The organism is Cupriavidus sp. GW823-FHT07B10, assembly GCF_058794355.1.
The window spans coordinates 1-20,366 of sequence record NZ_JBXAGS010000014.1; the positions used below are offsets into that span (position 1 = coordinate 1).

The window sequence follows — 20,366 nt, forward strand, 5'->3', positions numbered from 1 at the left end:
CGCTGGTGCCGGGTTCGTGCACGCTGCCGCTGCCGGGCATCATGGCCGCCATCGTCGACGAGACCGGCCATGACGTGGCCAACGGCAACGGCGGCATCCTGGTGGTCAAGCGTCCGTGGCCGGCCATGATCCGCACCATCTGGGGCGATCCGGAGCGCTTCAGGAAGAGCTACTTCCCCGAAGAGCTCGGCGGCAAGCTCTACCTGGCCGGCGACGGCTCGATCCGCGACAAGGACACCGGCTACTTCACCATCATGGGCCGCATCGACGACGTGCTGAACGTGTCGGGCCACCGCATGGGGACGATGGAGATCGAGTCCGCGCTGGTGTCCAACCCGCTGGTGGCTGAAGCCGCCGTGGTGGGCCGCCCCGACGACATGACCGGCGAGGCCATCTGCGCCTTCGTCGTGCTCAAGCGTTCGCGTCCGACTGGCGAAGAGGCCGTCAAGATCGCGACGGAGCTGCGCAACTGGGTCGGCAAGGAGATCGGCCCGATCGCCAAGCCCAAGGACATCCGCTTTGGCGACAACCTGCCCAAGACGCGCTCGGGCAAGATCATGCGGCGCCTGCTGCGGTCGCTGGCCAAGGGAGAGGAGATCACGCAGGACACCTCGACGCTGGAGAATCCGGCCATCCTGGAGCAGCTTGGCCAGGCACGCTGAAGATGCGGCGCGCACAAGCCGTGCGCGCCGCGGCGCGACTATGCCCGATTCAGACAAGGTCGGCAATTGTGCAGTGCCGCCGAGCGCTGGCCCAAGGTGACCGCAGCCCCTTGAGCTTTCCAGACTTGACGCGCGGGATCATTCCGCAATGGTCTCGATCGTCAGGGTGACCTCGCCGCCCATCGCGGCCAGCATGGCCGGGCCGCCGCCCTTGTAGGCGACATGGGTCATGTCGAGCTTGGCCTGGGACTTGCGTGCGGCGTGCCGTGGTTGCCGGCAGCCAGGAACGAAGGGTCTTCGCGCAGGGCGCCAGGCATGCCTGCCGGCGCGGCGCACAGCAGCGCGTTCATCTGGGACAGCTCGCGCAGGGTGTCCAGGTGCAATGCGCTGGTTTCCACGCTCGCGGTGCGGCGCTGCGCCACCCGGGCAATGTGGCGGGCGGTGAAGCGCTCGGCGCGCGCCTGGAAGTCGCCGGCGCATTCGAGAAGCAATGCCGAAGCTGCGCGGTCGTTGGCAACAAAGAGCGACATCCTGGTACGCAGGTTGGCCACCAGCATGTCGCATAGTTCCAGCAGTTCGGCGCTGCCCTCGGCCGAGAAGCAGAAGTTGCGGGTGAGCTTGCGCTGGTCCAGGTCGACCAGGATCCGTTCGACGATATCGCCCGCGTACTCCAGGTTGATATTGACCAGCATGATCGCATCCCAGCGTTCCGCATCCTCACCGTCGAGGCTGCCGGCGTCGACGTCGGTCAGGTACATCTTGACGGACGAATAGAGGTCGTCGATGCGGTCGTCCAGCGCGCGGCAGCGGGCGTTAGCGGCGCGGTCGTTGCCCACGATCGAGAGCTTCATGCCATCGAGCATTTCCTCGATCACGTCGCCGATGCGCACGACCTCGCGCGTGGCATTGCCCAGCGCGACGGACGGGTGCCGCAGGTCGCCCTGGCTCAGGTAGCGCGCGCCGCCGGGCGCTGCGTCGTCGTGCGCATCAGGCAGCCATCGGGTGCAGAGGGCCGCCACCGGGTTGACAAACCAGATCAGCGTTGCGGCCAGGGTCAGGTTGAAGGCCATGTGGAAGTCGATGGCCATGGTGCCGGCACTGCTGCCCAGGCGCGCCAGCAGCCAGGGGATGGCGTCCAGCAGCGGCAGGAATGCCAGTATCCCCGCGAACCGGAAGATCAGGTTCGCGAGCGATACCCGTCGCGCGGCAGGCGAACTGCCGGAATTGGCCAGGCAGGCAATCAGGCCACTGCCCAGATTGGCGCCAAGCACCAGCGGCAAGGCGGTGGCAGGTCCGATGACGCCGCCCATGGCCAGCGTAGCGGTGAGCAATACCGCGGCCAGGCTGGAGTAGGCCAGCAAGGTCACGAAGGCGCCGATCACCAGGGCCAGCAGTGCGTCGTTACCAAGCGAGGTGAAGATGGCGCGCACGATCTCGGCGTGCAGCAGCGGCGCGGCGTAGAGGCGGATCAGCTGCAAGGCCAGCGTGATCAACCCCAGTCCCACGATGACTTCGCCGGCCTGTCCGCGCAGGCTGGCCTTGCCGGACAGGCGCAGTGCGATGCCGATCACCAGCAGCAGTGGCGAGAGCCAGGAGATATCGACCGTCAGCAGGCGCGCCATCAGGCTGGTGCCGACGTCGGCACCGAGCACGATCGGCAGTGCCGCCGGCAACGACACCAGGCCCCCTGCAACGAAGGCGCTGGTCATCAGCGCCGTGGCGCTGCTGCTCTGGATCAGTGCGGTCACGCCAAGCCCGGCCAGGAAGCCACGCGCGGGACTGGCCGTGCCCGCGGCCAGCACCAGCCGCAAGCGCGGCCCCAACAGCTCCAGCATGCCGTGGCGCGTCACATGCGCGCCCCAGATCAGTAGTGCGACCCCGGACATCAGGGAAAGCAGGATTTGCATGGCGCCGCCCCCTGGTGGTGGCTGTCTTCGCGGCCACCTTTATCTGCTTGTTGAGGAAGCGTGCCGGCCAGGCCGGCACGCACCGGACTTAGTCCGCGTGGTTCAGCGCCAGCCGCAGGATGTCGAAGTTGCGCAGCCGCTGGCCTGCGGGCGCAGTGACCTTGCGGTTGAACAGCAGCGGCACCTTTTGCTCGGACAGGCCGCCATGCGAGCGCAGCGGGGCATCCAGGCCGCTCAGGTCATGGCGCGCCGGCGTGGTGCCGAGCACGGTCAGGCGTTCGCTGACCACCACCAGGTCGCCGATGCGGTCGGGCGGCAGTTCGAAGCGCTCGCTGGCGGCGCGCTTGTCCAGCACCAGTTCGATCCCGGGCAGTGCGGCGATGGCTTCATGCACGGCCTGTTGATTGGTGCCGGCAGGCAGGTACACGGTCGCGTAGGAGCCCAGTGCGCCATGGTGGGCGACGTAGGGATCGGTGATCGGCAGCAGCACGCGCGTGGCGTCCGCGCCGAAACGCTCGTCCAGCACCTGCTGCAGGAACAGGATGTTGGCCTTGCCCAGCGAATCGGTCTTGGCATTCATGCCGTGGTCGGCGGTGACGCCGATGACCGCACCGAGCGCGTCCAGGCGCTGCAGGTAGCTGTCGATCATGGCGTAGAAGGCATTGGCCTGCGGCGTTCCCGGGGCATGCTTGTGCTGGATGTAGTCCGTGGTGGATAGGTACATCAGGTCGGGGCGGACGGTTTCCAGCAAGGCCACGCCGGCGGCGAACACGAACTCGGACAGGTCGGCGCTGTAGACCGAGGGCAGCGGCATGCCGACCTTGCGCAGCACGTCGTCGATGCCGTTGTCTTCGATGGTGGCCTGGTCGGCCTTCTCCGCCGAGAAGCAGATGCCCTTGAGGCTGTGGCCCAGCAGCGCGCGCAGCTTGTCCTTGGCGGTGACCACCGCCACCGATGCGCCGGCCTGCGCTGCCGCAGCCAGCACGGTGGGCGCGCGCAGGTAGCGGGCGTCGTTCATCAGCACTTCGGCGCCGGCTTCGGTGTCGTAGAAGAAGTTGCCGCAGATGCCGTGCACCGACGGCGGCACGCCGGTCACGATCGACAGGTTGTTGGGGTTGGTGAACGACGGCACCACGCAATCGCCGGTCAGGACGGTGCCGCGTTTGGCCAGGCTGGCGAAGAACGGGGTGGCGCCCGCCTGCACGGCAAGGTTGATGTATTCCTGCTCGCAGCCATCGATGCAGACGATGACGGTGGGGCGGGCGGGAAGCTGGTAGTGGTGGCCGTTGACCTGGATCTGGGTGCTCATGGCGTCTCTTGCGGAAGGATTGTGAAGGGGATTTGCCTGAGACCCATGCTAAGTTAGGCGATAAACTCTCACAATCGAGTTTATTTTCCAGATTCTGTCAGGAAATCTCACAATGCCGCACAAGCTGCCCCCGCTCAACGCCCTGCGCATCTTCGAGGTTGCCGCCCGCGCCGGCAGCTATTCGGCGGCCGCGCGCGAGCTGCACCTGACCCATGGCGCGGTCAGCCGGCAGATCGAGATCCTGGAGCAATGGCTGGGGCAGCCGCTGTTTATCCGCCAGGGCCAGCGCATGGTGCCGACTGTCCACGCGCAGGCGTTCGCGCGCGAGATCAGCACGGCGTTCGACCAGATCAGCGCCGCTTCCGAGCGCTATGGCCGCATCGCCACGCGCAAGGTGGTGCGCGTCAATGCCCCGGCAACCTTTGCCATGCGCTGGCTGATTCCGCGGCTGGATGACTTCCGGCACCGGCAGCCCGAGGTCGACGTGCGTGTGTCGACCGCCTTCAGCAACGAGGCAGGATTCAATGGCACCTTTGACGTGGCGATACGGCGCACCCTCGAACGTGGCGAACAGTTCGAGTCAGTGCCGATCTTTTCGGAGTACCAGACGGTGATCGCCAGTCCGGCGATGCTGGAGCAGGTGCCGTTGCAAGGTGTAGAGGACCTGGTGGAGGGCGTCTTCCTCTATACGGAGACCCGGCCGGGAAGCTGGGAATCGTGGCTGCAGCAGGCGGGACATGCCTCGCTGCTGCCGGTGCGAACGCTGCGCTTCGACCATTTCTTTGTCACGCTGCAGGCGGTGGTGGACAGCCTTGGCTTTGCCATCGGCACCTTTCCGACCCTGGAAACGGACCGCGCGGGCGGGCGCATTGCGACGCCGTTTGCCGCCATCCGCGCACCGGGCAATACCTATCATGCGCTGGTGCCGCGCGATGCCGACAAGCCGCTGCATCTGCGCGCGTTCCTGGAGTGGCTGCAGCAGCAGGGGCAGACGGCCGCAGCGACCTGAAGCGGCGCGAGCCGGGGAAGCGGGGCGAGTGTGGCGCGCGGCCCGCGCGATGCGGGCCTGCGCTGAGACGGGAGCTCAGGCCCCGTCGAGGAACGCGCTGCGCTGGCCCAGGCGCGAGCCGAGCGCATCGGGGGCCAGGCTCATGCTGGCGGGGTCCACGGCCGAGGCGGGGCTGCCTGCCATGGTCGGGTCGGCGGCTGCCGGCGCCATGCCCGGCTGGGCCGCCTGTACGGGAGCCTGGGCATAGCTGCCGCCCGCTGCGGGTGCCACCTGGGCCGACGGCGCTGCCGACGGCATGGCTTGCACGGGCTGGGCGGACTGCACCGGCTGACTGGATTGCATCGGCTGCATCGGCTGCGTCATTGGCATCGGCTGGCTCGGCTGCAGGGGCTGAGCCTGCTGCGCAAACAGCGGGTAGGACGCGATCATCGCGCCAGCCACGACCAGGGATTTCGCCAGATGTTGCTTCATTCGTGTACCTCCTAGAACGCCTACAGGCAAGGGAACAGTCACTGTAGCGCCGCAGCACCTGACATTCTGTTTGATTTTGCAACGGTCGTTAACCAGCCTTGCCATTGCGGCCAGGGCAGGTTAATTGCGCGCGCGGCCTGCAAATCTTGCGCGGCCGTCAACGCCGGGCCAATCGCTTGAGCGCCGCGGGGTCCAGCAGTTCGATCTGGCGGTACTCGCGGCGGATCAGGCCCGCGTCTTCCCACGCCTGCAGGTACTTGGCCACGGTCTGGCGCGAGCGGTTGACCATGTCGCCAAGGTCCTCAGCGCTGATGCGCACGACATGGTCGGTGCGGTCGGCCAGTTCCAGCAGGCGCGCCGCCATGCGCGCGTCGATGGGCGCCTGCGCCGCGCTTTGCGCGTGGTCGAACGCTACGCGCAGGCGCGCGCAGATCTGCTGCACGATCAGCTGCATGCCTTCCGGATGCGCGGCCAGGATGCGGTGGAAGTCGCGCTGGCTCAGCACCATCAGTTCCGTATTGCCTACGGCGAAGGCGTCGTGCGTGCGCGGCTTGCCGTCCAGCAGCGAGATCTCGCCGAACCAGCGGCCACGCCCGATCACCGAGTACACCGACTCGCGCCCGCCCGTGCTGACCCGGCTCATGCGCACCCGGCCCGACAGCACCATGCAGAAGTAGGTGGGCGGATCGCTGCGCGCGAAGATCATCTCGCCGTCGCCAAAGCGCAGGCGGCGTGCGGCGTTCGCCACGGCATCGAGCACGCCCGGCGGCGCATTGCGCAGCCAGCCGCTGGCCAGCACGCTGCGCGGCAGCGTGCGCGCCGGCTCCACCGCTCTCGATCCACTCTTCACATCAGCCTTCACATCGCTCCCCTGCTGGAGCCGAGATTGTCCAATACTTAACAGACTTTGGCGCGGTGCGCCCGGACAATGCATCGATTCAATGACTCACATGCCCCCGGGAGGTACGCATATGGCGCAAATCCAGCTCGTCGATTCAATCAGGGACCGCGTCTCCGACGCCGAATGGCAGATGCGCGTGGACCTGGCGGCCGCGTACCGCCTGGTCGCCCACTTCGGCTGGGACGACCTGATCTTCACCCATATCTCGGCACGCGTGCCCGATGCGCCGGACCAGTTCCTGATCAACCCGTACGGGATGATGTTCGACGAGATCACGGCATCGAGCCTGGTCAAGGTCGACCACGAAGGGCAGCCCGTGCTGGAAACGCCGTATGACGTCAACCCGGCCGGCTTCATCATCCACAGCGCCGTGCACGAGGCGCGCCCCGAAGTCGGCTGCGTGATGCACACGCATACCTCGCACGGCGTCGCCGTCTCGGCGCAGCAGGCGGGCCTGCTGCCGATTTCGCAGCAGTCGATGTTCGCGCTGACCGGGCTGGCGTACCACGACTATGAAGGCGTGGCGCTGCGCGAGGACGAAAAGGCGCGGCTGGTGGCAGACCTGGGCCGCTGCAAGCAGATGATCCTGCGCAACCATGGCCTGCTGACGTGCGGGCGCACGGTATCCGATGCTTTCCTGACCATGTACACGCTCGAGTCCGCCTGCCGCATCCAGATCCTGGCGCAAAGCGGCGGCACGCCGCTGACCATGGTGCCCGAAGCCGCCAGCGCCAACATGGGCCAGCAGGCGCGCCAGGCCACCAAGGGCAAGGGCTCCAACCTGGCCTGGCCGGGCCTGCTGCGCCGCCTCGACCGCATCAACCCTGACTACCGCAACTGACCATGGCCATCCTCGTTCACCTGCCGTCGTTCATGGCGGTTCCCATCACTGCCGCGCTGCGCGAAGCCGCGCCGGACATCACCGTGTGGAACGGCCGCGAGGCCGCCGTCGCGGAACAGGTCGAAGCCATCATCGCCTGGGGCCTGAAGCCCGGCGTGCTGCCGGCCTACCCGAAGCTGCGGCTGGTCTGCGCTGCCACCGCGGGCGTCGACAAGCTGCTGGCGGCGCCGGACCTGCCGCCTGGCATGCCGGTCACGCGCATCGTCGATCCCGGCCAGCAGGCCGGCATCGCCCACTACGTGCTGGCGATGGCGCTGCGCCATACCCGCGCGCTCGGCCGGTACGCCGAACAGCAGCGCCGCGGCGAATGGAAGCGCCACCCCGGGCGCGATGTGTCGCGCTGCCGCGTGGGTGTGCTGGGGCTGGGCGAGATCGGCAGCGAGGTGGCGCGCATGTTTGCCGCCATCGGCTACCCGGTCAGCGGCTGGAGCCGCAGCGCCAAGCATCTGCCCGGCGTGACCGACTTCACCGGCGACGACGGGCTGGATGCCATGCTCGCGCACAGCGACATCCTGGTCTGCACGCTGCCGCTGACGCCGCGCACCGAGGGCATGCTGAACCGCCAGACGCTGTCGCGGCTGCCCAAGGGGGCGTTCCTGATCAACGTCGGGCGTGGCGAGCATGTGGTCGAGCCAGACCTGGTCGCACTGATCGACGAAGGCCACCTTGCCGGCGCGGCGCTTGATGTGTTCGCCAAGGAGCCGCCCTCGGCGGACGATCCGGTCTGGAACCATCCCCGCATCGAGGCCACGCCGCATATCGCGGCCGACCCCTCGTACGAACTGGTGGCGCGGCAATGCATCGAGAACCTGCGGCGCGCGCGCGACGGGCGTGAACTGTTGAACCAGGTGGACCGGCAAGCGGGCTACTGAGCGCCCGGCGTGCCGGTCCGTCCGGGTGGCTATGTCACGCTTACATCCGCGGTTCCCGCCGCCACCTCCAGCAGCCGCGTGCTCGCCGTGGCAGGTAGCGCCGGCGCCGTGCCGCCCTCGAGCGGCTTGAGCGTATGGAAGGTGCAGCTCAGCTTCTCGGGCGTCAGGGTGACCAGCGTGTAGCCCTCGGCGTTGGAGTCGGCATGGCGCAGCCACGCGTTGAAGGTGCGCAAGGTGGTGTCGAAGGTGTTCACCACCGTGCTGCCCACGTCGCTGTAGACCAGTTCACGCAGTGCGGCGAAGGCCTGGTCGTTGTCGACGATCGAGCGGAATGAACTGAGCAGGGAGTTGCTCGACAGTCCGGCCGTGACCAGGTCCACCATCACCGGCGCTGGCGTCGCCGCATCGTAGTCGTCCATCACCTGGCCGGCAAAGAATGCGTGGATATCGCCGCTCAGCGCCACCACATTGCGCACGCCGTTGTTCTTCAGGAACGCCATCAGGTTCTTGCGCTCGGCGTTGTAGCCATCCCACTGGTCGGCATTGAGGATAAAGCGGTCGAGCAGCGCGATGGCCGGCAACCGGCTTTCGATCAGCGGCTTGATGTTGGCATCGAACGTGGCGCTGTCGATGCCGACCTGCGCCAGTACATTGCGCAGCGCCGTGTAGGCCAGGTTGGCATAGGTGCCGGCGGTCTTGGCCGCGCGCAGGTCGTCGGCCAGCGCATTGGCAATGGCGCTCTCCAGCGAGGACAGGGAATTGTTGGCCAGCACCAGCGCCCTGGCGATCAGCCGTGCCACCGCCTGGATCACATCCACCTGCATGCGCAACAGCGACAACTGGTTGGCCCACAGCTTCCACGCGGTGGCGTCGGCGCCGACGCGGTCCTGCCACCACGCGCGCTGCGCATCGCCCAGCATCGACACCGGTGTCAGCGTGCCGCCGGCGGCGGCAATCTTCTGCGCTTCGGCCGCAGCCAGTGTCTCGGCCGGGACGAAGTACAGGGCGCCGACTGCGCGGCCGGTGGCTTGCTCGGAGATGATGTGGTCGGCGCGGTACAGGCGCTCGTCGGTCATCAGCAGGGTGGCGAGATTGCCGAAGGTGAACGAGCGATAGATCTGGATGTTCTGGAACGACGGGTTGTTGACGTCCAGGCTGACATCGGCCGGCATGAACTCGAACCACGCCTGGTTGGCAGCGCGCCGGCGCGCGGTGCGCGGCGTCAGGTCGTCGTCGGAGTCGTAGGTCTGCCGGTCCTGCCAGCAATTGTCCGAGAATTCATGGTCGTCCCAGATCGCAATCATCGGGAACGCGGCATGCAGGGCCTGCAGGCGCGCGTCGGTGCGATAGCTGCGGTACAGGTAGCGATAGTCGTCCAGCGTGGTGGCGTAGACGCTGCCGTCCGGCAGCGCGGTGCCATTGGGCAGTTGCAGCACGCCGTGGCGATCCTCCACATTGCCGGCGCGCGAGCCGCCCGGGACGGCCTCGTAGATGTAGTCGCCGACATGGACGATGAAGTCCAGGTCCTGCTGCGCCAGTTCTTCCATGCCGGCCCAGTGGTTGGCATTCCAGTCCTGGCAGCTGACAAAGGCGAAACGCAGCTGTGACAAGGGCGTGCCGGCCGCTGCTGCGGTGCGGGTGCGGCCGACGGTGCTGGGGCGGTTGCCCAGCAGGAAGCGGTAGTAGTAGCGGGTGCCGGGGCTCAGGCCCGTGACCTTGTTGCGGATGGTGTAGTCCCAGTCCGGCAGGGCCATCAGCGGTTGATTGACCAGCAGGCTCGGCGGCGGGAAGTCAGGCTGCGCCGACACCTGCAGCCGCACCACCACCGGCCGCTTGCCATTGCTGCCTTCCACCCGCGTCCATACCACCACGCTGTCGGGCTTGGGGTCGCCCGAGGCGACGCCATGGACGAAATTGAAATTTTCCGGATTGCCGGTGTCGGGTTCCGGGTCGTCGCCGCCGCCGCAGGCGCTCAGCCCGCCGGTGGCAACGGTGACGGTCAGGAAACTTCCCCACTTGAGAAACTGTCGGCGGTCCATGGCGCTCCTCCTGTGCTTGCGGTCTCGGTCCACGCAGCGCGCAGCCGCGGCCACGATGCCGCTTGCGGCACCAGGATTCGTGGGGGCGTGCTGGTTGCTGAATGCATACTAGTGGCTGGCCTGCACGCTCGCCGTCGGTGAGGTTCCGACATCGATATAGGAGGAAGTCGACTGGTTCGTGCCGGCGCTGGCGCACCGCGCACCACCATTGCTGGCGCGATCGGCAAGTCGGCATGCATTGCCTGCGACGCGGCCTAGACTGAAAGCAAAAGATTCGGACGCGAGGGCATCATGGCGTACGACAGCATCCTGGTCCATCTCGACGGCAACCGGCAGGCCATGCAGCGCTTGCAGGTTGCGGCACGCCTTGCCACCGCCAGCCAGTGTCCGCTGATCGGCCTGCTGGCCGGGCGCGTGCCAGACCCCAGCTGGTTCTACCGCATGAACAATGCCCAGCGCTGCCTGGCCGAAGACCAGGAGCGGCGCCGGCTGCAGCGCGAGAACATGCGTTGTGCCTTCGCGGCCGCCACGCGCGAGCTGGCGGTTGCCTGCGACTGGCGCACCGTCGAGCGCGATCCGGTGCCACTGGCGCTGCGCGAGGCGCGCGAGGCCGGCCTGATCGTCTCCGGCCAGTATGACGCCGACAACGCTGAAGGCCCGGTGGCGCGGCAGCTGTTGGAGGCGCTGCTGCTTGAGAGCGGCCGGCCGGCGCTGGTGGTGCCCTGTTCCGGCGCTTTCGCCACCGTGGGCACACGCGTGCTGGTGGCCTGGAACGGCAGCCGCGAGGCCGCGCGTGCCTTGCACGACGCGCTGCCGCTGTTGGCGGGGGCACGCGCGCGGGTGCTGGGCGCCCATGCCGCCAGGGAGTCGCGTGCCGATGCCACTCCGGTCAGCCACGCCGTGCACGTGCTGGAGCGACAGGGTGTGGCAGTTGAGGTGGAGCACGGCCCGGGCGGTGGCGACCTGGCCATCGGTGAGCTGATCCTGTCGCGAGCGTCGGACTTTGGTGCCGACCTGATCGTGATGGGCGCCTACGGCCACGGCCGGCTGCGCGAGCTGGTGCTGGGCGGCGTGACCAGGGTGGTGCTGGAGTCGATGACGGTGCCGGTGCTGTTCTCGCACTGAAGCGCAGCGCCAGGGTTCATGCGGCAAGCCCCTCCAGGGCGGCGCCCCCCGGTGGTCTTCAGTCGACCGTGATGTGGTTGGCCTGGATCACCTTGCCCCACACGCCCACGTCGTCGCGCACGGTCTGCGCGAACTGCTCGGCACTCCTGGCGGGCGCCATGCCCATGTTCAGCTGCAGGAAGCGCTCGCGCATGGGCGCGTCAGCCAGCAGGCGGGTCACTTCCGCATTGAGCCGCTGCACGATGGCGGCACTGGTGCCGGCCGGCGCGAACAGGCCATACCAGCTGTCGGTATCGAACCGGTAGCCCTGTTCAGTCATGGTCGGCACGTCCGGCGTGGCCGGCGCGCGGCGCGTGCCGCTGATGGCCAGCGCGCGCAGCTTGCCGGCGCGGATCAGCGGCAGCGACGACGAGGTATCGACAAAGGCCACCTTGACCACGCCGCCCTGCATGTCGGTCAGGATCTGCGCCACGCCCTTGTACGGCACGTGGCGCAGCTTCATGCCGGTCTGCATCTTGAGGGCTTCCATGGTCAGGTGGCCGCCCGAGCCGATGCCCCATGAGCCGTAGTCGTATGCATCCGGGCGCTTGAGCACGTGGGCGACGAGCTCCTTGAGCGTGCGCGCCGGGAAGTCCGGCGTCACCACCAGGAAATTGCCGCCCGCGCCGACCTGCGCCACCGGCAACAGGTCGCGCAGGCCGTCATAGGGCAGCCTGGGCTGCAGGGTCTGGTTGATCACCACCGTGGCGGCATAGGTGAACAGAAGCGTGTAGCCGTCGGGGCTGGCCTTGGCCACGGTATCGTTGCCGATGATGCCGGTCGCGCCGGGCTTGTTGTCGACCACGATGGTCTGGCCCAGCGCCTTGCCGAGCGATGCGGCCAGCGCGCGCGCGAACAGGTCGGTGCCGCCGCCGGGCGGGGCCGGCACCACCAGCCGGATGGGCTTGGCGGGCCAGGCATTGCTGGCGCATAGCGGGCCGGCCGCAGCACCAAGACCAAGTGCGGCAAGCGCGCGCAGCACGTCGCGCCGGCGCGCGGCGTTGCCAGGCAGTTCCGTCGGAGCCGGGTTCATTGCTCGGGGCATGGCGTCTCCCTAGTGCATGCCGAAGTTGTCCGCCGCGTCGCTTTCCAGCGCGTCGGCGGCCGCGCCGTACAGGCTGCGCGACACATAGCTGCGGATCTGCGTGGCGCGCTGGCGCAGCCAGGCGGCCTTGAGTTGGCGGGCCTCGCGCACGGTGGGCGTTTCATCGGGCGCCAGCGCCAGCACGTCGATCACGTGCAGCGCCAGCTGCGTGTCGCCGCGCGCGGCCAGGGCCTGCGCGTGGCGGATCAGTGCGCCATGGTCGGCCACGGCCGCGGCGATCTCGGCGGCCGCCTGTTGAGGCGCGGCTGGATGCAGCGTGGTGGCATTGCGGTCCCACCAGCCGTTCTCAGAGCGGTAGATGTCGCGCGCGATGTAGCTGGGGTCGCCATAGGTGGGGCGCATCCAGGGCTGGTCGAACAGGTCCGCCGGCGGCTTGAGCGCGGCCAGCACCTGGCGTTCGTTGCAGCCGGCGTTCATCAGCCGCACCACCTCCGCGCGCAGCCAGCGCAGGGCCCTGGCGGTCTGGCACAGCACGCGCTGGCATTCTTCCTCGCCCTGCAGCGTGGCGCCGAACTCTTGCACCACGGTGCGCGGCTGCAGGCCGGCCAAGCGTTCCAGCGTATCGGCCCAGCGCACGGTGTCGCGCATGGTGCGGAAGGGGGTGCCGATGTTCGGGATCGAATCGATCACCGCGGGGCCGCCGTACAGCAGGCGCCGGCCCGGCAGCCAGACCGCCACGGCGTCGTCGGTCTCGGACGGTGCCCACAGGATTTCCGCGCGGCGCTCGCCCCGGCCCAGGGTCAGGCCATCGGCGAAGGTCTCGGTGGGTTCGATGTGGACCAGCTTTCCCGCCAGCGCGCCGGCCGGCTGGCGGAACTGGATCTCTGCCATGCGCTCCTGCATGCGCTGGGTCTCGCGGTAGCGCGCCTGCCGCGCCAGCACGTTGACGTGGGCCAGCACCCGTGGCGCGGGCTCGCCGCGCGCGGCGGCGTGGTCCAGCCATTGCTGCAGGCCGGCGTTGTAGCCCATATGGCCGTGGCTGTAGCAGACTGCCAGCACCGGCAGCCCGGTCTGCGTGCGCAGCGCCTCGATCATGCCGCGCGTGACGCGCCCGCCGGGGCCGCTGTCGACCACCAGCAGGCCGCCGCCCACGTCGGCGACAAAGCTCTGCCCTTGTCCGTGCAGCAGCCACACGCCGTCGCCGACGCTTTCGATGCCGGTGCCAGTGACCAGTGCGGCCGGCCGGTCCTCAATGTCCTGCATGCTTGCCTCCTCTGCGAACCAGGTCGCGTCCAGCGCAACTGTCACGCAAGAAGGGGCATCCCGGGGATTGGGGAAAATCCCGCCGGGATGCGGCGAACCGGCCGCAAACCAAGCGCCGGTGCGGCCCGGCGGAGGTTTTGGAATTTCATGTGTAAACCGCTGGTTAGCACCGCGCGGGTGCAGGGAGTTCCCCGCCGGCGCGCGCTGCGGTAGCGGCTGCCTTCAGTCAAGTCGGCGCAGCGGACTGTCAGGCAGGTTGGACAGATAGTGGACTTCACGCCGCAGCAAGGTGGCGAACTGCGCCGCCACCGGCGTCATCGGCGAATCGGCGCGGTAGATCAGGCTGACGGTGTGGCTGGGCAGCTTGTCCTCGATCGGCAACGGCACCAGGCCATTGGCGGCCAGCCGGCCTGCCACCATCTGGCGCGGCAGCATGCACAGCAGGTGGCGGTCCTGCATCAGGTGCTCGATCATGCCGATGGTGTCGCAGCGCACTGCCACGCGCGGCAATGGCAGATCGCGTTCACGGAAGGCATCGAGGATGGCGGCGCCCGGGCCGTGCATGCGCTGGCCGGTCAGGATCCAGTCCGAGCCGATCAGTTCGCGCAGGCTGCGGGCGTTGCGCAGCGGATGCTCGCGGTGCGCCATCACGACCGAGTCGTTGTTGTAGAGCGGCTCGCAGGTGAATTCGCGCTCGATGCCCTCATCCGGGACCGGGCTGACTGCCATGTCCATCACGCCCGAGCGCAGTTCGTCCAGGTGGGTCGGGTAGCCCCAGCTGTCGATGCACACCAGCACGTCGGGGTGCTGGACGCGAAAGCGCTTGACCACCGCGGGCAGCAGCACATGCGCCGGGCCGCGGGTGGTGCCGACGCGCACCACGCCGTTGCGCGCGCCCAGCATCTGCGCCATTTCCTCGCTGGCCTTGCGGGCCTCGGTGGCGATCAGCCGCGCGCGCCGCAGGAAGGCATCGCCGTAGCGCGACAGCACCACGCCGCGGGTGGTGCGGGTCAGCAGCGGCACATGCAGCTCCTCTTCCAGCTGGCGGATGCTCTTGGTCAGTGCCGGTGCCGACACGTCGCGCGCACGGGCCCCGGCGCGGATGCTGCCGTGCTCGGCCACGGCGATGAAGTCCTGGACTTGGCTCAGACGCATGGATTTGGCTCCACTCAAACGACGCACTGGGCGCACAGCATAGCGGCATTCCGGCGGGTTCGGGATAACCCCAGGGTGCTAACCATTGGTTTGCACCGAGGCAGTTTTAGCATCTGCCGTGATGCGCCGTGCCAACGCATGATCGCTCCACATCGTCGCAAACCGCCGGCTGCGCCGGCATCTTCGAGGAGTGGCATCGCATGACGAACCGGCAAGACCTGCCGCTGGCAGGCATACGCGTGGCGGAGTTCGGGCAGTTCATCGCGGCGCCGGGCGCGGCCATGATGCTGGCCGACCTGGGCGCCGACGTGGTCAAGGTGGAGGCCTTGCGCGGCGACAGCGCGCGGCGCTTTGACGGCACCAGCCCGCAGAGCCCGATGTACCTGGCCTACAACCGCGGCAAGCGCGGCATAGCGCTGGACCTGCGCACGCCCGGCGGGCTGGACGCCGCACGGCGGCTGGCGCTGGCCAGCGACGTGGTGCTGCACAACACCCGCGCCGGCGTGATGGAAGCGCTGGGGCTGGACGCCGCCACGCTGCGCGCGGCGCGTCCCGACCTGATCCATGCCTCCATCAGCGGCTTCGGCACGCGTGGGCCGTCGCGCACGCGCCCCGGGCTGGATATTGCCGCGCAGGCCGAGAGCGGCATGATGTCCGTCACCGGCGAGGCCGGCGGGCAGCCGCTGAAGGCCGGTTTTGCGCTGATCGACGCGGCCACCGCGCTGGCGACCGGCAACGCCATCCTGGCGGCGCTGTTCCGGCGCGAGCGCACCGGCGCCGGCGAGACCATCGAGACCTCGCTGCTGTCGGTCGGCGTGCAGATGCAGGCCCAGCTGTGGGCCGAGTACCAGTGCTCCGGCGCGCTGCCGGTGCGCAGCGGCAACAGCCAGCCCAAGGCCGCGCCGGCCGCGGATGTGATCGCGGTGGCGGACGGGCATATCGTGCTGTCGGCCTATCTCGACGAGCACTGGACGCGCCTGTGCGAGGCCATCGGCCAGCCGGCGCTGGCGCACGATCCGCGCTTTGCCTGCAACGCGCTGCGCGTGCAGAACCGCCCGGCGCTGCTGGCCATCCTGCACGACGCCATGCGCCACCTCAGCGGCGACGCCGCGCGCACGCTGCTGGAGCGCCACCAGGTGGTGGTGGGCGTGGTGCGCGACTACCACCAGGTCAACGCGAGCCCCGACGTGCGCGCCAGTGGGGTGCTGCAAGCCGTTGACGACGGCGAGGGCGGCCAGCTGGAGCTGCCGGGACTGCCCTTCACCATGGCCAGCATGCCGGCAGGCGCGATGCCCGCGGTGCCGCGCCTCGGCCAGCATACGACCGAGGTGCTGGCCGAGCTCGGCTTCAGCGCCGCGGAGATTCACACCATGGCCCGCGCCGGCGCGATCGGCGTGGAACAAGCCCGGCAGGAGCCCGCATGAACACCCCCCAATCCCCTGTACTGCTGCAGCGCCATGCCGGCTGGGCCGAGGTGGTGCTGAACCGCCCGGCCCGCCGCAATGCCGTCGACATGTCGCTGGCACGCGCGCTGGGCGACGCCATCGAGACCCTGGCCGCCGACGACAGCGTGCGCGCCGTGCTGCTGCGCGGCGCCGACGGCGCCTTCTGTTCCGGCCTGGACCTGCAGGCACTGCAGGCGGAGCGCGGCGGGCTGGCCGCGTTTGCGCCGCTCTGGGAGCGCGTCCACCTGGGCCTGCTGCAAAGCCGCAAGGCATGGATCGTGGCGCTGGAGCGCCATGCCATCAACGGCGGCGCGGCGCTGGCGCTGGCCGGCGACCTGCTGGTGTGCGGCGCCGGGGCCTTCCTGCAGATCGGCGAGATCCGCCTGGGCATGGCCGCGCCGCGCAATGCCGACTGGCTGGCGCTGCGCCATTCCGAGGCCGTGGCCGCGCGCCTGTGCCTGCTTGGCGACCGCGTGCCCGCGCCGGAGCTGCTGCGCCTGGGCATTGCCACCGAACTGGTCGAAGACGCCGAGGTGCTGGACCGCGCGCGCGGCCTGGCCGCCACCATCGGGGGTTTTCCGGCCGATGGCGTGGCTGCGATCAAGGGCGGCATGCGCGCCGCGACGAGGCGCATGGCATCTGCTGCGCGCGACAAGAATTCCTGAGGACCGATATCTCCATGACAGATTCCATCACCACCGACGACGACGCGTCGCTGCAGGACTTCCGCCGCGAGGTGCGCGAATTCGTCGCCCGGTCGCTGCCCCATGCCGTGCGCGAGAAAGTCCGCCTCGGACTGGAACTCAGCAAGCCAGAGCTGGTCGACTGGCAGCGCCGGCTGGCCGAACGCGGCTGGCTGGCGCCGCACTGGCCGGCTGAATGGCAGGGCTGCAACTGGAGCGCCGAGCGCCGCGCCGCATTCCAGGAAGAACTGGTGCTGGCGCACGCGCCCGAGAGCGGCGGCATCACCTTCGAGATGATCGGCCCGATCCTGATCCGCTACGGCACGCCGGCGCAGCAGCAGTACTTCCTGCCGCGCATCCTGAACCAGGAGCACTGGTGGTGCCAGGGCTATTCCGAACCGAACTCCGGCTCCGACCTGGCTTCGCTGAAGACGCGTGCGGTGCGCAAGACGCGGCCCGACGGCACCGAGGTCTACGTGGTCAGCGGCAGCAAGATCTGGACCTCCTACGCGCAGTACGCGGACTGGATCTTCTGCCTGGTGCGCACCGATACCGAGGCGCGCGCGCAGCGGGGCATCAGCTTCCTGCTGATCGACATGCGCAGCCCCGGCGTCAGCGTGCGGCCGCTGGTGGGCATCCATGGCTGGCACCTGTTCAACCAGGTGTTCTTCGACGAGGTGGAAGTGCCGGTGCAGAACCTCGTCGGCGAGGAGAACGCCGGCTGGACCATCGCCAAGTCCCTGCTCGAGCATGAGCGGCTGAACCTGGCGCGCGTGGCGGAGAACCGCCGCCGCCTGGCCAAGGTGCGCGCCATCGGCAACGAGCTGGAGGAGGGCGGCCAGCCGCTGTCGCAGCGCCCGTGGTTTGCACGCCGGATGCGCGCGCTGGAGGTGCGGCTCGAAGCGCTGGCTGCAACCGTGCTGCGCTTTCGCAAGCGGGCGCGCGCCGGCGAAACGCTGGGGCCGGAGACCGGCATGCTCAAGCTGCTGGGCAGCCGGCTGATCCAGGACATCGAGAACCTGGCGGTCGATGCGCTGGGGCCGGACACGCTGGCCTATGACCGCGCCGCGCACTTCGAGCCCGCCGTGCCGCAAGCGGGACAGTCGGCGTACGCCGCGGCGGCATCGGCGCGCCGCTTCGTCACCCGCGGCTACTCCATTGCCGGCGGCTCCAGCGAGATCCAGCACGAACTGCTGGCCAAGCAGGTGCTGGGCCTGTAGTGGCTCCAATCGTGCCCGCAACCCAGGACAAGGAACTGAACACATGAGCGATCCAACGGACGATCGCCGCATGCTGCAGGAAAGCGTGCGGCGCTATGTCGAACGCGGCTACGGCTTCGAGCAGCGCCGCGCGGCGCTGGCCGAGCCCGATGGCTTCTCGCGCAAGCACTGGCAGGCGTTTGCCGAAATGGGCTGGCTGGCCGTGGGGCTGCCCGAAGCCTGCGGCGGCCTGGGCGATGCCGCGGACCAGGCCCTGCTGGCCGAGGAACTGGGCCGCGCCCAGCCTGCCGAGCCCTGGCTGGCCAATGCCGCGCTGTGCGCGCCGCTGCTGGCCGCCTGCGGCGATCCCGCCCACGCCGCGATCGCGGCGGCGATGGCCGAGGGTGGCGCGATGCTGGCGCTGGCCGCATGGGAAACGCAGGGACGCTATGACGCCTTCGATATCAGCACCACCGCGCAACAGCATGAGCCGGGGCAATGGACGCTGGACGGCCGCAAGACCCTGGTGCTGGGCGGCGGCAGCGCCGCGGTGCTGCTGGTGCTGGCGCGTAGCGGCGGCCAGCGCCGCGACCGCGACGGCCTGACACTGTTCGCGGTGCCGGCCGACATGCGCGGCATCAGCGTCGATGCGCTGCCGACCTACGACGGCCGCCAGACCGCCAGCGTGACGCTGCGCCGCGCGACCGTGCCGGACAGCGCGCGCATCGGCCCGGTGGACGGCGCCTGGCCGCTGGTGGAAGCCGCCATCGACCAGGCCACGGTGATGGCCTGCGCCGAAGCCGTGGGCACCATGTCGCGCGCGTTCGACCTGACCCGCGACTACCTGGTGACGCGCGAGCAGTTCGGCCGCGCGCTGACGGCCAACCAGGTGATCCGGCACCGGCTGGTGGACCTCTATGTCAGCGTCGAGCAGGCACGCGCCATCACCGAGCTGGCGGCCAACGCCCTGCATGGCGATGCGGTGGCGCGCATGCGCGCGGTATCCCATGCCAAGGCCTTTGTCTCGGATGCCGGGCGCGCGCTCGGCGAAGACGTGGTGCAGCTGCACGGTGCGGTGGGCATGACCGACGAGATGGAAATCGGCCACTGCTACAAGCGCCTGGCAGCCCACGCCAACCTGTTCGGCGATGCCGACTGGCACTACGAACGGCTGGCGGCACTCGATCACGCGGCGCAGGCGCAAGCCTGAGCCGGTTCAGCCAGGGCGCCCGGGCCGCTGCCCGGTGCGCCCACCCATGACACGCCGGCAACGCACCGGCATGCGCGGCCAATGCGCCGCAACGGAGACAGCAATATGAGCAGCCAGCACACTGGCGCCCGCAGGGCTTGTGCCACGCGCACAGCAGCCCTGGCCGCGGCGCTGGCCCTGGCGGGCGCCGCCAGCGCGCACGCCGAGGCCCCGTACCCCAGCAAGCCCATCCGCATGGTGCTGCCCTCGGGCGCGGGCACCGTCACCGACCAGACGGCACGGCTGGTGGCCGAGCGCCTGACCGCCGCGCTCAGGCAGCCGGTGGTGGTCGACAACCGCCCCGGCGCCAACGGCATCATCGCCAACGAGACCGTGGCGCGCGCCGCGCCCGACGGCTACACGTTGCTGTTCACCTATGCCGCGACCATGACGGTGAACCCGTGGACCACGCCGTCGCTGCCCTATGACCCGATCAAGGACTTCACCCCCATCGCACGCCCCAGCCAGCCCGGCGGCAACCTGCTCGCGGTCAGCGCCAATGTGCCGGTGCACAGCCTGCAGGAGCTGATTGCCTACGCCAGGGCCAGCAAGACGGAACTGGCGTACTGCTCTTGGGGTGTGGGCTCGGGCGGCCACCTGGCCATGGAATACCTGAAGGCCAAGACCGGCATCCACCTGCGCCATATCCCCTACAAGACCGCCACCCAGTGCAGCAACGACCTGGCCGCGGGCCACGTCACCATCGGCATCACCGACGCCATCTCGTCGGTCCCGCACCTGAAGTCCGGCCGCATACGGGGCATTGCGATCTCCGGACCGGAGCGCCTGCTGACGGCTCCGGACGTGCCGACCATGTCGCAGCAGGGCGTGCCCTTCCAGCAAGCCAGCTGGGTCGCGATCTTCGGCCCCAGGGGCCTGCCCGCGCCGATCGTCAACCGGCTCAACGCCGAGGTGAATCGCATCCTGCAGACACCGGGCGACCGCGAGAAATTCACCGCCATGAACCTGCAGCCGGCCGCGCCGTCGAGCCCGGCCGACCTGGGCAAGCTGGTCAGCGCCGACCTGGCCGCGTGGGGCGAGGTGGTGAAGGTGGCGGGGCTGCAGGCGAAATAAGGCTGGACCACAACAACA

General features: G+C 69.1%; 18 protein-coding genes. 10 read left to right on the forward strand and 8 right to left on the reverse strand.

Translation table 11 applies throughout. The annotated features are described in order from the left end of the window. Positions 1–662, forward strand: a 662-nt coding sequence (locus tag AC1Q6V_RS24585; protein WP_492316412.1) for an AMP-binding enzyme, incomplete at its 5' end; no start/stop codon positions are given. A gap of 227 nt (positions 663–889) precedes the next feature. Here AC1Q6V_RS24585 and AC1Q6V_RS24590 read toward each other — a convergent pair. Both AC1Q6V_RS24590 and phnA read right to left on the reverse strand, forming a co-directional pair. Next, a complete protein-coding gene (locus AC1Q6V_RS24590; RefSeq protein ID WP_454749373.1) occupies positions 890–2,569 on the reverse strand; it encodes a Na/Pi cotransporter family protein in 1,680 nt (559 codons plus the stop codon). Positions 2,570–2,657: 88 nt separating this feature from the next. Further along, the gene (phnA, locus tag AC1Q6V_RS24595) at positions 2,658–3,878 is read right to left on the reverse strand and encodes a phosphonoacetate hydrolase (protein ID WP_439669801.1); all 1,221 of its coding nucleotides are present in this window, start codon (positions 3,876–3,878) and stop codon (positions 2,658–2,660) included. Between the two features lie 112 nt (positions 3,879–3,990). On the opposite strand from phnA, the gene AC1Q6V_RS24600 reads away from it, so the two are divergent. Then, positions 3,991–4,887 (forward strand): LysR substrate-binding domain-containing protein, encoded by an 897-nt coding sequence (locus AC1Q6V_RS24600; protein ID WP_439669802.1) that lies wholly within the window; start codon positions 3,991–3,993, stop codon positions 4,885–4,887. 75 nt (positions 4,888–4,962) lie between these two features. Here AC1Q6V_RS24600 and AC1Q6V_RS24605 read toward each other — a convergent pair whose 3' ends face one another. Together AC1Q6V_RS24605 and AC1Q6V_RS24610 are read right to left on the reverse strand one after the other, a co-directional pair. Continuing rightward, positions 4,963–5,358, reverse strand: a complete 396-nt coding sequence (locus AC1Q6V_RS24605; protein ID WP_062804663.1) for a hypothetical protein — start codon at positions 5,356–5,358, stop codon at positions 4,963–4,965. Between the two features lie 157 nt (positions 5,359–5,515). Next, positions 5,516–6,220, reverse strand: coding sequence for a Crp/Fnr family transcriptional regulator (locus AC1Q6V_RS24610; protein ID WP_454749372.1), 705 nt, complete (start codon positions 6,218–6,220; stop codon positions 5,516–5,518). Positions 6,221–6,329: 109 nt separating this feature from the next. Between AC1Q6V_RS24610 and AC1Q6V_RS24615 the strand changes: the two genes are divergently transcribed. Together AC1Q6V_RS24615 and AC1Q6V_RS24620 are read left to right on the forward strand one after the other, a co-directional pair. After that, a complete protein-coding gene (locus AC1Q6V_RS24615; RefSeq protein ID WP_010813368.1) occupies positions 6,330–7,100 on the forward strand; it encodes a class II aldolase/adducin family protein in 771 nt (256 codons plus the stop codon). Positions 7,101–7,102: 2 nt separating this feature from the next. Beyond that, positions 7,103–8,032: a 2-hydroxyacid dehydrogenase gene (locus tag AC1Q6V_RS24620; protein WP_011616835.1), complete on the forward strand. Its 930-nt coding sequence runs from the start codon at positions 7,103–7,105 to the stop codon at positions 8,030–8,032. A gap of 29 nt (positions 8,033–8,061) precedes the next feature. Here the strand turns inward: AC1Q6V_RS24620 and AC1Q6V_RS24625 are convergent, their stop codons facing one another. After that, positions 8,062–10,071 carry an alkaline phosphatase D family protein gene (locus AC1Q6V_RS24625; RefSeq protein ID WP_439672548.1) on the reverse strand — a complete coding sequence of 670 codons (2,010 nt, stop codon included), beginning with the start codon at positions 10,069–10,071 and terminating at the stop codon, positions 8,062–8,064. A gap of 291 nt (positions 10,072–10,362) precedes the next feature. Between AC1Q6V_RS24625 and AC1Q6V_RS24630 the strand changes: the two genes are divergently transcribed. Beyond that, a complete protein-coding gene (locus tag AC1Q6V_RS24630) occupies positions 10,363–11,196 on the forward strand; it encodes a universal stress protein (RefSeq protein ID WP_439669804.1) in 834 nt (277 codons plus the stop codon). Positions 11,197–11,254: 58 nt separating this feature from the next. Here AC1Q6V_RS24630 and AC1Q6V_RS24635 read toward each other — a convergent pair whose 3' ends face one another. From AC1Q6V_RS24635 to AC1Q6V_RS24645, 3 genes are all read right to left on the reverse strand, one after another. Then, positions 11,255–12,280, reverse strand: coding sequence for a Bug family tripartite tricarboxylate transporter substrate binding protein (locus tag AC1Q6V_RS24635; protein WP_011616837.1), 1,026 nt, complete (start codon positions 12,278–12,280; stop codon positions 11,255–11,257). A 9-nt stretch (positions 12,281–12,289) separates the two neighbouring features. After that, positions 12,290–13,543 carry an alkyl sulfatase dimerization domain-containing protein gene (locus AC1Q6V_RS24640; RefSeq protein ID WP_454749371.1) on the reverse strand — a complete coding sequence of 418 codons (1,254 nt, stop codon included), beginning with the start codon at positions 13,541–13,543 and terminating at the stop codon, positions 12,290–12,292. Positions 13,544–13,765: 222 nt separating this feature from the next. Then, positions 13,766–14,698: a LysR family transcriptional regulator gene (locus AC1Q6V_RS24645; protein WP_010813374.1), complete on the reverse strand. Its 933-nt coding sequence runs from the start codon at positions 14,696–14,698 to the stop codon at positions 13,766–13,768. Between the two features lie 200 nt (positions 14,699–14,898). Between AC1Q6V_RS24645 and AC1Q6V_RS24650 the strand changes: the two genes are divergently transcribed. The 5 genes from AC1Q6V_RS24650 to AC1Q6V_RS24670 all read left to right on the forward strand — a co-directional run bounded on the left by AC1Q6V_RS24650 (position 14,899) and on the right by AC1Q6V_RS24670 (position 20,348). Then, entirely contained in the window at positions 14,899–16,122 is a 1,224-nt protein-coding gene (locus AC1Q6V_RS24650; RefSeq protein WP_011616839.1) for a CaiB/BaiF CoA transferase family protein, read from the forward strand. After that, the gene (locus AC1Q6V_RS24655; protein WP_010813376.1) at positions 16,119–16,808 is read left to right on the forward strand and encodes an enoyl-CoA hydratase/isomerase family protein; all 690 of its coding nucleotides are present in this window, start codon (positions 16,119–16,121) and stop codon (positions 16,806–16,808) included. Before AC1Q6V_RS24650 ends, AC1Q6V_RS24655 begins: the two co-directional genes overlap by 4 nt. Positions 16,809–16,822: 14 nt before the next feature. After that, positions 16,823–18,046, forward strand: a complete 1,224-nt coding sequence (locus tag AC1Q6V_RS24660; protein ID WP_439672550.1) for an acyl-CoA dehydrogenase family protein — start codon at positions 16,823–16,825, stop codon at positions 18,044–18,046. 43 nt (positions 18,047–18,089) lie between these two features. Further along, positions 18,090–19,235, forward strand: coding sequence for an acyl-CoA dehydrogenase family protein (locus tag AC1Q6V_RS24665; RefSeq protein ID WP_062804662.1), 1,146 nt, complete (start codon positions 18,090–18,092; stop codon positions 19,233–19,235). 105 nt (positions 19,236–19,340) lie between these two features. Then, complete coding sequence (locus AC1Q6V_RS24670) at positions 19,341–20,348, forward strand: Bug family tripartite tricarboxylate transporter substrate binding protein (protein ID WP_454749370.1); 1,008 nt, start codon at positions 19,341–19,343, stop codon at positions 20,346–20,348. Positions 20,349–20,366: the final 18 nt, after the last annotated feature.